Source organism: Rhodococcus sp. 15-725-2-2b (assembly GCF_002259075.1).
Lineage (GTDB): Bacteria > Actinomycetota > Actinomycetes > Mycobacteriales > Mycobacteriaceae > Rhodococcoides.
In genome coordinates this window covers 116,036-132,846 of the sequence record NZ_NPFL01000015.1, presented here as the reverse complement: position 1 = coordinate 132,846, position 16,811 = coordinate 116,036, and the positions used below count along the sequence as shown (strand labels likewise).

15 protein-coding genes and 2 pseudogenes are annotated in these 16,811 nt (G+C 59.3%); 11 read left to right on the top strand and 6 right to left on the bottom strand.

Annotation, left to right across the window (positions count from 1 at the left end; genetic code table 11):
• Nucleotides 1-9 precede the first annotated feature (9 nt).
• The 3 genes from CH306_RS16780 to CH306_RS16770 are packed head-to-tail and all read left to right on the top strand — an operon-like array spanning nucleotide 10 to nucleotide 2,416.
• Entirely contained in the window at nucleotides 10-774 is a 765-nt protein-coding gene (locus tag CH306_RS16780; RefSeq protein ID WP_179272881.1) for an ABC transporter ATP-binding protein, read from the top strand.
• Nucleotides 771-1,595 (top strand): ABC transporter permease, encoded by an 825-nt coding sequence (locus CH306_RS16775; RefSeq protein WP_045194229.1) that lies wholly within the window; start codon nucleotides 771-773, stop codon nucleotides 1,593-1,595. The genes CH306_RS16780 and CH306_RS16775 overlap by 4 nt, the downstream gene beginning before the upstream one ends.
• Nucleotides 1,595-2,416, top strand: coding sequence for an ABC transporter permease (locus CH306_RS16770; protein WP_094647216.1), 822 nt, complete (start codon nucleotides 1,595-1,597; stop codon nucleotides 2,414-2,416). The genes CH306_RS16775 and CH306_RS16770 overlap by 1 nt, the downstream gene beginning before the upstream one ends.
• A gap of 37 nt (nucleotides 2,417-2,453) precedes the next feature.
• Here the strand turns inward: CH306_RS16770 and CH306_RS16765 are convergent, their stop codons facing one another.
• Nucleotides 2,454-3,005: a LysR substrate-binding domain-containing protein gene (locus tag CH306_RS16765; protein ID WP_306436746.1), complete on the bottom strand. Its 552-nt coding sequence runs from the start codon at nucleotides 3,003-3,005 to the stop codon at nucleotides 2,454-2,456.
• A 150-nt stretch (nucleotides 3,006-3,155) separates the two neighbouring features.
• Nucleotides 3,156-3,287 (bottom strand): annotated as a pseudogene (locus CH306_RS29780) (LysR family transcriptional regulator); the annotation flags it as partial.
• 81 nt (nucleotides 3,288-3,368) lie between these two features.
• Between CH306_RS29780 and CH306_RS16760 the strand changes: the two are divergent.
• A pseudogene (locus tag CH306_RS16760) lies at nucleotides 3,369-3,899 on the top strand (SDR family NAD(P)-dependent oxidoreductase); the annotation flags it as partial.
• A gap of 32 nt (nucleotides 3,900-3,931) precedes the next feature.
• Here CH306_RS16760 and CH306_RS16755 read toward each other — a convergent pair.
• The gene (locus CH306_RS16755; RefSeq protein WP_256981187.1) at nucleotides 3,932-4,780 is read right to left on the bottom strand and encodes a vWA domain-containing protein; all 849 of its coding nucleotides are present in this window, start codon (nucleotides 4,778-4,780) and stop codon (nucleotides 3,932-3,934) included.
• A gap of 11 nt (nucleotides 4,781-4,791) precedes the next feature.
• A complete protein-coding gene (locus CH306_RS16750; protein ID WP_179272875.1) occupies nucleotides 4,792-5,040 on the bottom strand; it encodes a DUF4352 domain-containing protein in 249 nt (82 codons plus the stop codon).
• A gap of 251 nt (nucleotides 5,041-5,291) precedes the next feature.
• Here CH306_RS16750 and CH306_RS16745 point away from each other — a divergent pair, with 251 nt between their 5' ends.
• The 5 genes from CH306_RS16745 to CH306_RS29840 all read left to right on the top strand — a co-directional run bounded on the left by CH306_RS16745 (nucleotide 5,292) and on the right by CH306_RS29840 (nucleotide 13,777).
• A complete protein-coding gene (locus CH306_RS16745) occupies nucleotides 5,292-6,749 on the top strand; it encodes a type I restriction-modification system subunit M (RefSeq protein WP_094647213.1) in 1,458 nt (485 codons plus the stop codon).
• Nucleotides 6,746-7,930, top strand: coding sequence for a restriction endonuclease subunit S (locus tag CH306_RS16740; protein WP_094647211.1), 1,185 nt, complete (start codon nucleotides 6,746-6,748; stop codon nucleotides 7,928-7,930). Before CH306_RS16745 ends, CH306_RS16740 begins: the two co-directional genes overlap by 4 nt.
• Entirely contained in the window at nucleotides 7,930-11,289 is a 3,360-nt protein-coding gene (locus CH306_RS16735) for a DEAD/DEAH box helicase family protein (protein ID WP_094647209.1), read from the top strand. The genes CH306_RS16740 and CH306_RS16735 overlap by 1 nt, the downstream gene beginning before the upstream one ends.
• Nucleotides 11,290-11,828: 539 nt before the next feature.
• Nucleotides 11,829-13,130, top strand: a complete 1,302-nt coding sequence (locus CH306_RS16730) for an AAA family ATPase (protein WP_179272874.1) — start codon at nucleotides 11,829-11,831, stop codon at nucleotides 13,128-13,130.
• Nucleotides 13,127-13,777 carry an HNH endonuclease gene (locus tag CH306_RS29840; protein WP_094647205.1) on the top strand — a complete coding sequence of 217 codons (651 nt, stop codon included), beginning with the start codon at nucleotides 13,127-13,129 and terminating at the stop codon, nucleotides 13,775-13,777. Before CH306_RS16730 ends, CH306_RS29840 begins: the two co-directional genes overlap by 4 nt.
• Before the next feature lie 470 nt (nucleotides 13,778-14,247).
• On the opposite strand, the gene CH306_RS16720 is transcribed toward CH306_RS29840, so the two are convergent.
• Complete coding sequence (locus tag CH306_RS16720) at nucleotides 14,248-14,955, bottom strand: SDR family NAD(P)-dependent oxidoreductase (RefSeq protein WP_256981194.1); 708 nt, start codon at nucleotides 14,953-14,955, stop codon at nucleotides 14,248-14,250.
• A 164-nt stretch (nucleotides 14,956-15,119) separates the two neighbouring features.
• Here CH306_RS16720 and CH306_RS16715 point away from each other — a divergent pair, with 164 nt between their 5' ends.
• On the top strand, nucleotides 15,120-15,995 hold the full coding sequence (locus tag CH306_RS16715) for a helix-turn-helix transcriptional regulator (RefSeq protein ID WP_094647203.1): 876 nt from the start codon (nucleotides 15,120-15,122) through the stop codon (nucleotides 15,993-15,995).
• Nucleotides 15,996-16,040: 45 nt separating this feature from the next.
• Here CH306_RS16715 and CH306_RS29775 read toward each other — a convergent pair whose 3' ends face one another.
• The gene (locus CH306_RS29775; protein WP_306436744.1) at nucleotides 16,041-16,292 is read right to left on the bottom strand and encodes a hypothetical protein; all 252 of its coding nucleotides are present in this window, start codon (nucleotides 16,290-16,292) and stop codon (nucleotides 16,041-16,043) included.
• Between CH306_RS29775 and CH306_RS29770 the strand changes: the two genes are divergently transcribed.
• Nucleotides 16,242-16,811 carry an 8-oxoguanine DNA glycosylase OGG fold protein gene (locus tag CH306_RS29770; RefSeq protein WP_373453975.1) on the top strand — a complete coding sequence of 190 codons (570 nt, stop codon included), beginning with the start codon at nucleotides 16,242-16,244 and terminating at the stop codon, nucleotides 16,809-16,811. The genes CH306_RS29775 and CH306_RS29770 overlap by 51 nt on opposite strands.

The window sequence follows — 16,811 nt, the reverse complement described above, 5'->3', positions numbered from 1 at the left end:
ACCTCCGCCATCGCCGTTGCATCCTCGGTCTCCCGACGATTCGGTGAGGTCACCGCCTTGCACGAGATCGACTTGTCCATCGGCCGAGGCGAATTCGTCTCCGTCGTCGGGCCCAGTGGCTGTGGCAAGTCCACTCTGCTCGAGGTGTTCGCCGGACTACAGGATCATGACGGCGGCACCGTGCACGTCGACGGCCAACCACTGACCGGCCCTCGGTCCAAGACAGCGGTGATCTTCCAGGAATCGGCGACGCTGCCCTGGCGGACCGTCCGTGACAACGTCGCGTTCGCGCTCGAAGTTCGGGGTGTCGGCAAGCGGGAGAGACGAGCTCGTGCCGACGAGCTGCTGAACACCGTGGGGCTGAGCAAGTTCGGCGACCACTACCCCACCCAGTTGTCCGGTGGTATGCGCCAGCGTGTGGCCATCGCGAGGTGCCTGTCTATGGAGCCCGACCTCATTCTGGCGGACGAGCCGTTCGGCGCACTCGACGAGCAGACGCGACTCGTGATGTCGTACGAGCTGCTGAAAATCGTCGAAAAGCTCACGTGTGGAGTCCTGTTCATCACCCACAGCATCCAGGAAGCGGTCCTGCTGTCCGATCGCGTGCTGGTGATGAGCGCGCGGCCGGGACGCTTCATCGACGAGATGGACATCGACCTGCCTCGTCCACGCTCCGAGGACGTTCTCGCGAGCCCGGCGGCGACGGCTCTGCACGAACGTATCTGGTCCAGTCTGCGCGACGAGGCCAAGAAGACGATGAGCATCGAACCATGAGTGCGCCCACGCGCGAGAGCACGCGCACCTCCGTGGTTCCGGGATACATCCGGCCTGCCCCCGCTACCCAACTCGGTCTCCCGGCATGGGGATGGACCGTGCTCATCCTCGTCGCGGCACTGGTGGCCATCGACATCGCGGCCAGATTCTTCGCCTCACCGCTCGACATCGTTCCGGTGACCGACATGGTCTCGACGGCGCTGAGCCTGCTGACCGACCCGGACTTCCTGATCGACGAGTTGGGCCGAACGCTGGGAATCATCGTCCTCGCCTTCGTGCTGAGTTCCGTACTCGGCGTCGCTGCCGCCTACGTTCTGTGGCGGTACGAGTTGTGGGACAGGGCGTTTCAGCCGTACCTCAACGTCTACTATGCCGTCCCGACGTTTGCGCTCTACCCCATCATGGTCGTGCTGTTCGGTGCCGGCGTCGCCCCGATCGCCATTCTGTCCACCATCTTCGCGTTCGGTGTGGTCGCGTTGAACGCACGCACCGGCTTCAACTCGGTATCGCCGATCGTCACCAAGCTCGGCACCACACTGATGCTCACGCGGTGGCAGTACTTCCGATCGGTTCTACTTCCGTATGCGCTTCCGAGCATCGTGACCGGACTCAAGCTGGGGCTCTCGTACGCCGTCATCTCGGTGTTGGCCAGTGAGTTCATCCTGTCGACTCAAGGCCTGGGCCACTTCATCTCGATCGCCTACGACGGGTTCGACATCGCCGACATGTACGCCGGAATCCTCATCGTGGCGGCGATCGCTCTGCTCTCGACCTCGCTGATCTCGCTCGCGCTCAACCGATTCGATTGGAGGCGCCGCTGATGAGCAGCACCTTGGACAGAGTAGCCACCGTCCCCACCACTCCCCCGAAGGTGACATCGTCCGCAGGCCGCACCAACGCCCGACGGTTCCTCCCTCCCGTCGTCGTGGCCATCGTCGCGGTCCTGATCTGGTGGATCGCGGCCGTTCTCGTCGACAGTCTCATCTTCCCGACCCCCGCCGAGGCCATGCGTTCGCTTGCTGCGGACCTTGGTACCGCCGACTTCCGAGCCAACGTCTACGACTCACTACGCATCCTCGTGCTCGCGTTCCTGGCCAGTACGGTCGTCGGTTCACTCCTCGGCCTGGCACTGGGCCTGAATCCGTTCTGGACCCGAACCATCGCCCCGATCGTGTACTCGATCAACAGCATCCCGAAGATCGTGCTGTACCCGATCTTCCTGTCGTTCCTCGGTATCGGCGCACTGAGCCGATTCGGATTCTCCTTCTACGCCGCGTTCATCCCGATGTTCCTCGTCGCAGTCGAGGCCACGGCGTCGGTTCAAAAAATCCATCTCAAGATGGCGGCGTCGCTTCGGGTGAGCTGGCCCAGACTCATTCGTCAGATCGTGATTCCGGCGGTGCTCCCGGCGCTGGCGACGGGCATGCGGATGACCTTCGGCTTGGCGTTCCTGGGACTGCTTCTGGCCGAGATGTTCTCGTCGTCCAGTGGCATCGGATACGAACTTTTGCGCAACGTCAGCCTCGTGCGGATGGAAAACATCATGGGCACGGTTGTGCTCATCCTCGTGATGGCACTGCCACCCACCATCGCCCTGCAATGGTTGGAAAGCCGCATCACCTCGAAATATGGCGGTCGGTAACCTCAGTAAATCGGCACGTACGCAGGGCAGCGCTCCGTCACTCGAACGCAGCATCGACGGCCGACCGGACCAATGCCGAGACCGCTGGCGATCGGACTTCGGCCAGCCATGCGATGACCGTCGTGATCACCGGCGCATCAACGACAGGTACGGCCACATGCTCGGGCCACTGCCACGCGCGACTCGACGCTGGAATCATCAGCAGCGCCTGACCCAGCGCGACCAGTTGGGCGATCTGCGATTGTGTGCGTACCTCAGGCCCGGGCCCCCTCGGATAGGTGCCGTCGAGCAGGGGCCACCGAGCCATCGGCAGATCCGGGACGTCACGGATATCGTCCATGGCCACCTCGTCTTTCGCGGCCAAGGGGTGATCACGCGGAACGATCGCGACCTGCCCCTCGGTGAGGAGGTCCTCGGAGTCGAACCCGACGAGGTCGTCGACGGGGCGATGCATCAACGCCACATCGGCATCACCGCGGCGAAGATATCCGGCCTGCTCACCGACTTCACACAACACGACATCGACGGCGGCGGGGTGCGCTTCGAGAACGCGGCGTAAGAGCTCGTGGGACGCACCGGCTTTGGTCACCAGCTTGACTCTGGCACCGGCGGCTCGTGCTCGCTGCGCAGCCGCAGCGACGGCGTCGAGCGCCGTCGCAGCGTCCCTCAGGAGCACGGCACCGGCAGCAGTGAGTGCGACTCCGCGACGATTCCGATCGAGGAGGGCGACGCCGAGTCGTCGCTCCATCCTGCTGATCGCTCGCGAGAGTGGTGGCTGGGCGATCCCCAAGCGCTGCGCTGCGCGTCCGAAGTGCAGCTCCTCGGCAACGGCGATGAAGTACCGGAGTTCGCGTGTTTCGAGATCGTCCACTCCGTCAGCGTAGCTGTGATACCCGTCGAGTATCACTGGTTGGTCGATCGGTATTGGACGCACCTGCGCTCGACACCGACCATGGATCGCATGACGACAAAGACCGCGCTTATCACCGGCGCCAACAAAGGGATCGGCTTTGCTATCGCACACGGACTCGGAATGCAGGGAATCAGAGTGGGAATCGGGGCCCGCAACGATGCACGACGACAGGACGCGGTGGACAAGCTTCGTGCTGCGGGCATCGATGCGTTCGGCGTCCCTCTCGACGTCACGTCAGACGCCAGCGTTGCTGCCGCCGCCGCCTCGATCGACGACCTGGACATACTGGTGAACAATGCAGGCATTTCCGGCGGCGACCAACAGAATCCGACGACGCTGGATATCGACGTACTGCGAACTACGCTGGACACCAACGTATTCGGAGTCATCCGAGTGACGAACGCATTGCTTCCGACGCTTCTTCGGTCTGATGCCTCGCCCCGCATTGTCAATGTCTCGAGCAACATGGGCTCGCTCGCGCTACAGACCGGCCCGATAATGGCGGCATATGCTCCATCCAAGACCATGGTGAACGCGATGACCGTGCAGTACGCACGGCAGCTCGTGGACACTGCGGTGATCGTGAATGCATGCTGCCCAGGCTATGTGGCAACAGATTTCACCGGATTTGCATCCACACGCACGCCGGAGGAGGGTGCGCAGATCGCACTGAAGCTCGCCACCCTGCCCGACGACGGCCCGCGTGGCGGATTCTTCGACGACGCCGGATCGGTGGCCTGGTAAGAACGTCGGTGCCGAGCTGACCACCGCCGACGGTGTCGAGCGGGGACCGTAGAAGACCGCCCATACTCCCCTCTCGCTCGCGTGCGATCTTCCGGGGTGAAGGCCGACACCGAATGCGCATCGATACCGGCCGAGCGCTTTCGATGCTGGTAGTCCGCCACCGAATCGAAGGCTGCCGTCACGCCAACCGATGTCGAGACGTACGTCATCGACTTGCCGGGCTGAAAGCCCAGATCGGCACCCACCTCGACGGCGTCGATATTCGATCCCAGAAACACGAAGTCCCAGTTGTACTCAGCCTCCTGCCGCTGGATCAGTTCCCGCACAGCGGAATTCGTCCACTCCCGGCTCGAGTTCTCGTGACCGACGGTCATCAAGAAAACGGTCACCGATCCGGGACGCTCGTTCTCCGGAGTCGCGGCCAGCCCTGCACCGACCTCGCTGACGAGCCGGCCGATCGCGTCGTACAACGCGGTGCCACCACGCGGCTCGAGTACGAGTGGGTCGACGTCCGCGATGGGCACGCTGTCGTAGACCAGCTCGTACCGGTTGTCGAACTGTGCCAGCGTGACCATGGTCCGACCGTCGGCCTCACGTTCCTTGGTGATGAACGAGTCGAATCCACCGCGGGTGTCGTCGGCGATGGAATGCATCGAGCCTGACCGGTCGAGCAGAGCGGCGACGAGGGACAGCTGAGGGTTGGTCATGGTTTCCTCCTTCAGGTCGCAGCCGAAACTGCAACGAGTGAGACAGGTTCGGCCAGAAAAGTCAGCGCTGTTCGAGTCGATCGACGGAGGGCGACCGTCGTTCCGCCCGAGAACGCAGAGTCGTGCAGCTCGATCTCGGCAGGCACGGTCCCGGCGGGAACGTCAAACACAACGGTCGTGTCCAGTGCGTTACCCGGGTTGATCTGTTCGTAGCCGATGCCCTCATCGAGGTAGGCAGTTGCGAGGCTGTCGACCGACACCCTGCACGACAATCGCCAATATGACGGTCGGGATCTTGCGACGGGCAAACCATGTTCAGAAGTGTGACGCCGGACGTGTTCAGGCTTGACCAAGCCGCTCTGCCCGTCGAGATTTTCATCGTGTGCGTTTGGCGGATCTGTGTTGGCCGTGCGAGTTCTTGCCGTGCCCGCGCACCTAGCGTATGACGGAATTTCCGGTGCGGTCAGCCGTTCCTGCGACTTCAGTCGATCCGCTTCGCTACTGTCACTCTGTGATCACTGGAGACCTCAAGATCAAGATTGACCGTGTCTGGGACTCGTTCTGGTCAGGCGGTATCAGCAACCCACTAGAGGTGATCGAACAGGTGACCTCGTTGCTCTTCATCCGCCGACTCGACGACCTTCAGATCCTGGCCGAGAAGAAGGCCCGCATTACCGGCAAGATCGAGGAACCTATTTTCCTGCCCGGTCAGGAAAACCTGCGTTGGAGCCGATTCAAGAATGCTGACGCGGAAGTGATGTTCAAAATAGTCGGGGAACAAGTCTTTCCGTTCCTGCGCGCACTCGGCGGTGACGGCTCTACGTACTCCGAGCACATGAAAGACGCTCGGTTCACCATCCCGACACCCGCGCTGTTGTCGAAGGTTGTTGACATGCTCGACGACATCCCGATGGTCGAGCGCGACACCAACGGAGACCTCTACGAGTACCTGCTGTCGAAGATCGCCAGCGCGGGCGTCAATGGACAGTTCCGCACGCCGCGCCACATTATCAACCTAATGGTCGCCATGACCGCCCCGACACCCACGGACGAAATCTGCGACCCAGCCTGCGGAACCGCCGGGTTCCTAGTCGCCGCATCGGAGTACGTGAGGGAAACGCACCCGTCAGCCCTGACCGATGCGACCCAGCGCAATCACTTTCACCGGTCGATGTTCCACGGCTACGACTTCGACAACGTAATGCTGCGCATCGGCAGCATGAACATGCTGCTCCACGGCATTGAAGCCCCCGATATTCGCTACCGCGACTCGCTCTCCGAGGGTGCAAGCGAGGACACCGAGAAGTACACGCTAATCCTGGCCAATCCACCGTTCGCGGGGTCGCTTGACTACGAGGCCACCAGCAAGGACCTCCAGCGGGTTGTCAAGACCAAGAAGACCGAGCTGCTGTTCTTGGCGCTGTTCTTGAAGCTGCTCAAACCCGGTGGCCGGGCAGCAGTCGTTGTTCCCGACGGCGTCCTATTCGGGTCGTCGAAAGCGAACAAGGAATTGCGCAGAGTGCTTGTCGAGGAGCAGAAGCTCGACGCAGTAGTAAAGCTGCCCTCCGGAGTGTTCCGGCCCTACGCTGGTGTTTCGACGGCGATCTTATTTTTCACCAAAACCAATTCCGGTGGCACCGACCACGTGTGGTTCTACGACGTTCAGGCTGACGGCTATTCCCTCGATGACAAGAGAAATCCGGTCGAGGCAAACGACCTGCCAGATGTGCTCGCACGCTGGGCCGAGCATGGTGGCTCGGAGTTGAACCGTGCTCGAGCGGAAAAATCGTTCTGCGTACCCAAAGCCGACATCACCGCCCAGGGATACGACCTCTCACTGAACCGTTACAAAGAGATTGTTCACGCCGAGGTCGAACACCGAGCGCCACTCGAAATTATTGCTGACATCGAGGCACTCGAAGCCAGTATCGCCGAAGGGTTAGCTGAGTTGAAGGCGATGCTGTCATGAGGACGGTACGTCTAGGAGAAGTCGCCAAGATAGTTTCGGGTGCGACTCCGAAGACTGGCGTCGCGGCGAACTGGAACGGAGATGTGCCGTGGGCCACGCCAGCAGACTTGAGCAAGTTAAACGGTGCTTATATCTCCCGAACTCCTAGAACACTCACGGAAGCTGGTGTTCGAAGCTGCGCGACGACCCTGCTCCCGGCAGGATCCGTTCTGCTCAGTTCACGTGCACCCATCGGGCACGTCGCAGTCAACACGGTGCCTATGGCGACGAATCAGGGTTTCAAGAGCTTCGTGCCGGGCCCCAGCCTTGATGCGAAGTTTCTTTACCATTGGCTGAAGTCCAGCACCGAATACCTTCAATCGCTCGGGAACGGCGCGACATTTAAGGAGTTGTCGAAGCGAACCACCGAACAGATCGAGATCCCGTTCCCGCCTATCGCGGAGCAGCGTCGCATTGCCGCGATCCTCGACCAGGTAGACACCCTCCGCATCAAACGCGGCCAGGTCCTCGCCCACCTCGACATACTTGGGCGCACGTACTTCGAGATGGTTGTGGCGAAATCTCTGTCATCAACCAGCGTGCCGCTGGAAACTGCGTATTGGTTCCAAGAGGGCCCCGGGATCCGCAAATGGCAGTTCACTGAAGAGGGAGTCAAGCTTCTTAACGTTGGCAATATTGAGAAGAACGGGACGATAAATCTGGCGAAGACCACCCGACATATCTCAGTCGATGAAGCACACGGGCGATACCAGCACTTTCTCGCTGACGAAGGCGACCTGGTCATTGCAAGTTCGGGAATTTCATTCGACGATGACGGCCTTTTAAGGACGCGGGGCGGCTTTATCCGTGCAAATGATCTTCCGTTGTGTATGAACACAAGCACAATAAGGTTTAAAGCCAAGACTGAAAAGTCGAATCTACTCTTCTTACAAGCTTGGCTCGGAAGTGTGGAATTTCGGACTCAAATCACTCGCCTTGTGACGGGGAGTGCCCAACAGAATTTCGGTCCAAGCCATCTAAAGCAGCTGACGATCACACTTCCAGATGCTTCCGCGCAACTTATTTTCGCGGAAGCGATGGTTGCGTTGGAGGCGCAGAAGAGGCATCACAGGCATGCTTCGTTACAACTCGACTCATTATTTGTCTCCCTCCAATCCCGTGCTTTCCGAGGGGAGCTCTGATGGGTAACTTCGACTTTCTCAGAACCACGCTTCCCGTCGCGTTTTCCGATTGCGCCCGTGCGGAGTCGTACCTGGCTAGCGACCCTCGCTCTGCGTGCTTCTACAGTCGCCGTGCGGCCGAGGGGTTGGTCAATCACCTGTACGAGGTCTTGAATCTGTCGGTCCCTTACAGGGACGATCTGGCGGCGAAGATCAACGACTCAGCTTTCGCTGCGCTGACGGGTGTAGGGATCGGACAGAAGCTGAACCTGATCCGTAAGGTCGCCAATACCGCCGTCCATGAGAACAAGCCGATTAGGGGTGACGTCTCGCAGGCAGTGCTGCGGGAGCTGTTCCACGTGATGGTGTGGGCGGCTTATCGCTACTCGCCAAACCCGCAGGCTGTGCCGACGAAGGCGACGTTCGACCCTGCGCTCGCTCGGAGCGCGGCACCGCTGAGCCGTGACGAGCTGGCGAAGCTGGCGCAGAAGTTCAAGGAACAAGACGAAGCACACGCGAAGGCGCTGGCCGAGAAGGATGATCTACTCGCGACGCACGATGCGGAGATCGCGACGCTTCGTGTCCAGATTGCCGCCGCACAGGCCGCGAACGCAGCACACGATGATCACGACTATTCCGAGGCTCAGACACGCGACCTCTTCATCGACGTCCTGCTCGCCGAAGCCGGTTGGCCACTCACCGATCCACGCGACCGTGAGTACGAAGTATCCGGTATGCCCAATAAGGAGGGAAAGGGCTTCGTCGACTACGTCTTGTGGGGTGCAGACGGCTTTCCACTAGCGGTAGTCGAAGCAAAACGCACAACCAAGAGTGCCCAGGTAGGTCAGCAGCAGGCCATGCTCTACGCCGACTGCCTCCAGAAGCAGTTCGGTCGCCGCCCCGTCATCTTTTACACCAGCGGTTACGAACATTGGATCTGGGACGACGCAGCTGGCTACCCGCCCCGCGAGGTCCAAGGTTTCTACACCAGTGACGAACTGGAACTGCTGATCCAGCGCCGCACGACCCGGCTTTCCTTGGGCACCGCCGAGGTCAATACCTCTATCGCTGGTCGCCCTTACCAGGTCCGGGCCATAAAAGCTGTCGGCGATGCTCTGGACCGCAAACAGCGCCAAGCGTTGCTCGTCATGGCAACCGGGTCGGGCAAGACGCGGACAGTGATTGCATTGGCCGATCAACTGATGAAAGCCAATTGGGTCAAGCGGGTCCTGTTCCTGGCGGACAGGACCGCACTGGTCAACCAGGCGACCAACGCGTTCAAGGCGAGCTTGCCTTCCGCGACGACGGTCAATCTGGTGACCGAGAAGTCCGCGGACGGTCGGGTGTACGTCTGCACCTACCCGACGATGCTGAACCTGATCAACGGAGTGGAGGGGAATCTGCGCAAATTCGGGCCCGGATACTTCGACCTGATCGTCATCGATGAAGCGCACCGATCCGTGTATCAAAAGTACGGCGCGATATTCGAGTGGTTCGACTCGCTGCTCGTCGGTCTCACCGCTACCCCCAAAGACGAAGTCGACCACAACACGTACAGGTTGTTCCACCTTGAAGACGGTGTCCCGACCGATGCCTACAGCCTCGATGAAGCTGTAAGCGAGGGGTACCTCGTGCCACCCGTCGGAGTCTCTGTCGGGACGACATTCCTGCGGCAGGGCATCAAATACGCCGACCTGACCGACGCCGAGAAGGATCAGTGGGACACCCTCGACTGGGGCGAGGACGACCGACCGGACGAGGTCACCGCCGAGGAAGTCAACCGGTTCCTCTTCAACGAAGACACCGTCGACAAGGTCCTCGCCATCCTGATGGATCAGGGCCACAAGGTTGCTTCAGGAGACCGACTCGGCAAGACCATCGTCTTCGCAAAGAACAAGGACCACGCAGAGTTCATCCAGAAGCGCTTCGACGTCCAATACCCCGGGTACGGAGGCCAGTTTGCGCGTGTCATCACCCACGGCATCAGCTACGCGCAGTCCCTGATCGACGATTTCTCCGTGACCGACAAAGCTCCCCACATCGCGATCTCGGTGGACATGCTCGATACGGGCATCGACGTCCCCGACGTCGTCAACCTGGTCTTCTTTAAAATGGTGCGGTCGAAGTCGAAGTTCTGGCAAATGATCGGGCGCGGAACCCGACTACGCCCAGATCTGTTCGGTCCCGGTCAGGACAAGACAGACTTCTTCGTCTTCGACTTCTGCGGGAACCTCGAGTTCTTCAGCCAGAACCTACCCGGCTCCAAAGGCTCGACCCAAAAGTCACTCAACCAGAGACTCTTCGAGAACCGCCTGGGACTGATCACTGCACTCGACAACGGCGAGCCCGAACTGCGCGACTCGACCGCCAAGACGTTGCACACCATCGTCGCCGCCATGACCCTCGACAACTTCCTCGTGCGACCGCACCGCAGATGGGTCGAGCACTACGCCAAATGGGATTGTTGGAAAGCTCTGACTCCGGAGGCGGCGACCGAGGTGGCGGAGCACCTCGCCGGGCTGCCCTCGACGGCCAAGGACGATGACGAGGACGCCAAACGGTTCGACCTCCTGATCCTGCGCCGACAGCTTGCGCAGCTCGAAGGCGACGCAGTCGCCGCCGAACGCATCCGTGAACAAGTCCAGAGCATCGCTACTGGTCTATTGAGTCAGCTCTCGATCCCCACGGTCAAAGCCCAAGAGGCCCTCCTCGACGAGATTGCCGGCGATGAGTGGTGGGTCGATGTCACCCTGCCGATGCTCGAACTCGCCCGGTTGAGGCTACGGGGCCTGCTGCGCTTCCTGGAGAAGATCAAGAAGGCAAAGGTCTACACCGACTTCGAGGACGCCTTCGGCGAACAGACCGTGGTGGCTTTGCCCGGCGTCACACCCGGAACCAACTGGGAACGATTCCGCGCAAAGACGGCCGCCTACCTCAAACAGCACGAGGATCACGTTGCCCTGCAGCGTCTGCGGCGCAACAGACAGCTCACTACCGAAGACCTCGAAGCCCTTGAAGCGATGCTTGCCGCTAGCGGTGCCAGTGCCGTTGATGTCGAGCGGGCAACGCAAGAGAGTGCGGGGCTGGGTTTGTTCATTCGGTCCCTGATCGGGCTCGACCACCAATCGGCGCTCGACGCCTTCGAGAGCTATCTCGACCGCACGCGTTTCGACGTGAACCAGGTCCGGTTCGTGACACTAATCGTTGACGAGCTCACCGCGAACGGTGTCATGGACCCGGCCCGACTGTTCGAGTCGCCCTTCACCGACAATGCAAAGGAAGGGGCGTACTCTCTCTTCCCTGACCACGACGTCGAGGTAATTGCGGACATCTTGCGGGGAGTCAAGGCCAGCGCTGTCGCCGTCGACTCTGTTGCGTGAGTAAGGGGCCGCGACTAAATCTGCGACTAATAGGTTTCGAGAAGTTCGTAGAGTGCACAGCCAAGGACTGCCGCAACGGGTAACCGTCCATACCCCGCATGCTGGCGGATACCGCGATTGCGTCAAGTGCGAGGAAACCATCCTCATTTGCAGAAGCGCTTCTAAATGTAGTTAACCATCGGTAGGGTCACTGCGTCACAAAAAGCAAAAAATCACAAACGTATTTCGCTAAACGAGTGACTGACACGCTGAATCGCCGCCAAGACCAAACGGCGATCCGCGACTACTCGGCAAAAACGCGCCAAAAAATAGTGCGGAGCGAATCCAAATCGTGTCAATGCTTTGCTGATGGTCCAATTTTGCAGGTCAGGATTTGGGGTAGCAACAACTTAAACTTTCTACATCAATACCCCCAGCTCAACCTAACTCGACCTCTGGCCCCGCACACGCCACAGATAACAATAATGCCGATGCGAACGAACAGAGGTATGGTGTACCGAAGCTGCTCAGAGCAGCAACCTAGAAAAGAAAGGACGACGATGGATAATGCGACCGCCTCGCTGGGTTTCACGAGTTTAGAGGTTCACGAGTGGAGGCAGTTTGAGCAGATCGACATACGATTTCACCCAAGGTTAACAATTCTTACAGGTGGAAATGCCAGCGGCAAAACCACACTACTGGGATTGCTTGGACGGCATTTGAACTGGCATCGAACTTACATGCGCTCGCGCTCTTCCGTGGATGAAGCGGGGACACGTTTTCTACAAGGCAGGAAGAAGCGTCGCTTGGAACGCAGCACACCGGACGGAACCGTCCCAGCTGGATGGGACCAAGTTGGCACCTTGATCTACAACAACGGAATAACGACTTCAATTGGCGTACCTAGCGATGATCTGGACGGAGAACAATTCGGTCAGTATGACATCGCTCTATTTTCCCAGCAGCCAGTTGACGGACTTTTTCTGCCATCTCATCGTCAGCTAAGCATCTACCAGCAGGTAACCGACCTGCCTTTGCAATCTTTCTCTGCGCAGTCCCTGCTGCAGACGTATACTCAAGAGCTGCGCCTTCGGCAAGTCAACGCAGGAGGCTATGTGATTAATAAAACACCTATGTCGTTGCTTAAACAGGGATTAATCGCCAGTGCGCTTTTTGGAGAAGGCAACAGCTCAGTGGAGGGCGACCCCAAAGCCCGGGAAATTTGGGTCGGTTTCCAGAATGTATTACGGATACTTGTTCCCGAATCAATTAAATTCGATCGACTCGTCGTGCGTAGATCGGAAGTCTTAATTAGATCCGACACGGCCGAGTACCCCATTGACGAGGTTTCGGGCGGTTTATCCGCCATTATCGAAATTTCGTGGCAGATTTTTCTTACGAGCTTGATCTATGAGAATTTCACAGTCGTGCTTGATGAACCCGAAAATCATCTACATCCAATTCTGCAGAAGAAGCTTCTAGCTGACCTGCTGGCAGCCTTCCCAAGAGCACAGTTCGTGGTCGCGACTCATAGCCCATTCGTGGTCAGTTCGGTTATGGACTCATTTGTTTATGTACTGGATCACAAAGAGGGAAGCACTCGCGTAAGGAGCCGTCTTCTAGACCAAATCAATAAAGCGGGTGATGCAGATTCCGTTTTGAGAGAAGTCCTTGGAGTTGGAAGTACACTCCCAACCTGGGCAGAGGATAGATTCGACCTGCTGGTCGAGTCCTTCTCGAGCAGAACTCTCGACGCGAATACCATGACCCAACTGCGATTGGCGCTAGACGAGAGCGGGTTGGCGGCCTCATTCCCTAAAGCAATGATTGCCCTTCGCAAAATGAGCGGGGAACAGTCATGAATTCTCTGGTCAAGGGTAATAAGCCTGAAATCCTTGAGGACAACGAGGACACTTGGACCATCGAGTTCGTCATGGCAACACCGGCTCAGCGAAGAAATCTAAGACGGTACGCTCACCCGAAAATACGGTCCGCGCTAAAGTCTGAGACGGGCGGACGGTGTATTTACTGCGAGAGTCGGATGCACGGGATTACTTGGGAAAATGTCGAGCACATCTTACCCAAAAGCATATTTCCACAGCACGTTGTTGCGTGGGATAATCTAACGTTAGCATGCCCAGTTTGCAATAACTATAAGTCAAACTATTATCAGCAGAACGCTCCGATTATAAATCCGTACAAAGATGATGTCGTCGGCAGTATAACGTTTATTGGAAGTCTACCGTTCCCAGTATTTTCGAGCGACTCAGGCAGACGAACCATAGCAATATTACACCTCGATCGAGCTGACCTTACCTATGAGCGCGAAAAACGTATTAAACAAATCGACCTGTTACTAGAAGACTGGCACAACGCTTCCGACGAGGATCGAGTGTGGATGGCTGCCGGAATTCGGATCGATGCACGAGACGGTGAATTTCGTGCATGCGTGGAGGCATTCTTAACTGCACGTGGATTTTCGATACCTGAGTTCGAAACTCCTGTATAAGCGTTTCACGAAGATAGCCCATATAACACGGTCGATATTTTGCAATTAAGAGCGGTCGACCGTTTATTCATCGGTGCCATTCGAGGACGACCGGAGTCTCGACGGCGGCGTTGCAATCGTCGAGCTAGAAGCAATTCTAGCCAACAAATCTTCGCAAACTTCGTACCTTTCGATAAATTTCGCATTTCACGAGCAATTTCGTCAGATCGCCATGCATACCTACAGTATTTGATACCCCCCCATAACTACCCGGGGACAAGACGTAAATAATGTTACTCAGGCTATGTATGCGAATAGCCGGAGCCACCCCAAATCGATTTTTCCTCGGCGATTACTATACACATAATAGGGGTGTCTGCAAGGATGGGCATGTCGGTCATGTCAGCTGCTCCTATCATGCGCGCGCAAGTGAGACGTCCAGATTGACTGGCCGGAAGTTGCACCGGAATACATAAGCGTGGTAATCATGCTCAGGCCCCCGAACCGCAGTCGACGGGCACGATCGCCCCGGTCACCGCCGATGCCCTGTCGCTGAGCAGCCACGCGGCGGCCTCGGCAACTTCGCGGGCTTCGGCCATGCGACCCATCGGTGACGCAGCGCTACTGGCAGCGATGACACCGGGTGTCTTTGCCTCCCATTCGTCCATCATTTCTGTTGCAGTTCCTCCGGGCATCAGACCGTTGACACGGATTTCCTCAGGGGCCCAGGTGACCGCTGCGGTTCCGGTGATGCTGTTGAGCGCCCGCTTCATCGCCCCGTAGGCAGGAAGCGGCGGAACGGCACGACGGCTGCCGATGCTCGAGGTGTTCACGATGGCACCGCCGCCACTCCGACGCATAAGGGCGGCTTCGGCATTCATCGCGGTCCAGTGGGCACGGAAGTTGACGGTGAATTGCTCGTCGAGGTCGTCTTCGGTGGTGGTGTCGAGGGGACCTATCTGCTGCTGGTTGACGCCACCGTTGTTGAACGCGCCGTCGAGTCGTCCGTGCAGCTGTTCGACGCGGTTGACGGCGGCGCGGATGCTGTCGGAGTCGGTGAGGTCCATGGAGACCGCGTCGGCGGTACCCCCGGCCGTTCGGATTTTCGTCACGAGCTGGTCGAGCGCGTCGACGTTGCGGGCGGCGAGCACAACAGCCGCTCCCTCAGCGGAGAAGAGGTGAGCCGCAGCAGCACCGATTCCTCAACTTGCGCCGGTGATGAAAATGACTTTGCCGGACAGGAGGCCGACTGTACTGGAGGCTGTTTCGTTGGTCATGGTGCAATCATCGATGCTCATCGGCACCGGAGACAGGCACAAACGGTACTAGGGTCCGACGCTCTACCTGCGGCACAATCGAACTCATGGACAAGCAGGAACTCGGGGCGTTTCTCCGTAGCCGCCGCGAAAAGCTCCAACCGGAGGATGTGGGTCTTCCGTCCGGCTCTCGTCGCCGAACCCCGGGTCTTCGCCGCGAAGAAGTTGCCGTGCTCGCGCATATTTCGACGGAGTACTACGTGCGCCTCGAACAAGGCCGCGCACCACGCCCATCGGCCGAGGTGCTGGCAGGGATCGCGGCTGCCCTATGCCTCGACAACACCGAGACCGACCATCTGCACGCGCTCGCGGGCACCGCACCCTCGAGATCCGGTCTGCACCGGCGCGATGTTCGGCCCAGCATGTTCACGCTCCTGGAACGGTTACCTCAGACCGCCGGCATCGTCATGTCGGCCGCGTTCGAGGTACTCGCCTGGAACGATCTCGCTGCAGCGCTCATGGAAGACTTCGGCAGCCTCACCCCTCGTGACCGCAACCTTGCCCGTAAGGCCTTCCTCGGCACCGAGCAGCCAAGTGGGCGGCTCTACGGCATTTCCGACGACGTGCATTTCCGCCGCAGTGCGGTCAACGAACTCCGCACAGCGCTCACCCGGTATCCCACGGACGCGATTGTGTCCGAGCTCGTCGCCGAACTTCGCGAGGGCAGCCCCGAGTTCGCTCGGCTGTGGGAACAGCACGACGTCGCAGTCTCCCCTGCACTGCGAAAGACGTTTCGGAACACACCCGTTGGAGAGATCACGGTGGACTGCGATTCGCTGAAACTCGTCGAACTTGACCAGCACCTGATCCTGTACACCGCTGCTCCCGGCACCCCTGATGCCGACAAATTGGCGCTACTGGCAATGATTGGACACCCGCGAACTGATCACTACGACGAACCCGCAGGAACCCGATCGGAGTGACAGCAGCCGCACAGTGTCGGTGCCCGATGCTTCGATGGCGGTATGTCACGTCTCGACGAGGGGTTCCCGCCACCAGAAGCCTGTGTGCAGTGGTGTCAGCACCGCAGCTACGACCTGCACGTCCTCGACGACGGCGTGGAGGTGGACCTGGATTGGTGGAACGGCCACCTCGACCGGGCCGGTCACGATCTTCGACTGCGCGGTCGCAACCTCGACGGATAAATCGTCGAGTACGGCGGCGCAACTGTGCAGCGCAACGATCTGCGGTTCGGCACCGATCTGGCTGTAGGCGAACACGATTCACTCGGACTGTTGTTTCTCTGCGCAGCCTGGCAGGGCAGCCACCGACACCGCAGAGCAATGCGACGATTCCCAGACGTCATGAACCCGCACCTCAGCCGTCCCGACGAGAACCCCGTCGCCAAGACTCTCGCCGTGCTCGACAGCTGCGTCCGCAACAGCGCAGTGCCCGACCATCCGAACTCGACCTGGTCAGGATGCCCCGATGCGCCCGGTGTCGGAACGTCTCTGATGGCCACGTTTCTGTGGGCGGTGAAGGTGTCGGTCTACGGTGGCCCCGCGCAGCTGATCGATCAATACGGAGTCTCGACCCTCATCCACGAAGGGTGGCTCGAAGATCCGTCCGTCACCGGCTTCACTCGTCGACGCTACGACCGCTACGTCGAACTCATCACCGCATGGGCCACCGACATCGGCACCAGCCCCGAGCTCGTAGAAATGTGGCTCGTGCAGCGCTGGAGCGCCCGACTGAACGAAGCACGACACGGTCGCTACACCGCGCCCACGTTGTTCTGA

Coding starts and splice junctions, on each gene's coding strand:
- CH306_RS16730 (WP_179272874.1), top strand. CDS start 11,829: ATGGATAATGCGACCGCCTCGCTGGGTTTCACGAGTTTAGAGGTTCAC.
- CH306_RS16755 (WP_256981187.1), bottom strand. CDS start 4,780: ATGACCAACCCTCAGCTGTCCCTCGTCGCCGCTCTGCTCGACCGGTCA.
- CH306_RS16735 (WP_094647209.1), top strand. CDS start 7,930: ATGGGTAACTTCGACTTTCTCAGAACCACGCTTCCCGTCGCGTTTTCC.
- CH306_RS16740 (WP_094647211.1), top strand. CDS start 6,746: ATGAGGACGGTACGTCTAGGAGAAGTCGCCAAGATAGTTTCGGGTGCG.
- CH306_RS16715 (WP_094647203.1), top strand. CDS start 15,120: ATGGACAAGCAGGAACTCGGGGCGTTTCTCCGTAGCCGCCGCGAAAAG.
- CH306_RS29840 (WP_094647205.1), top strand. CDS start 13,127: ATGAATTCTCTGGTCAAGGGTAATAAGCCTGAAATCCTTGAGGACAAC.
- CH306_RS16775 (WP_045194229.1), top strand. CDS start 771: ATGAGTGCGCCCACGCGCGAGAGCACGCGCACCTCCGTGGTTCCGGGA.
- CH306_RS16770 (WP_094647216.1), top strand. CDS start 1,595: ATGAGCAGCACCTTGGACAGAGTAGCCACCGTCCCCACCACTCCCCCG.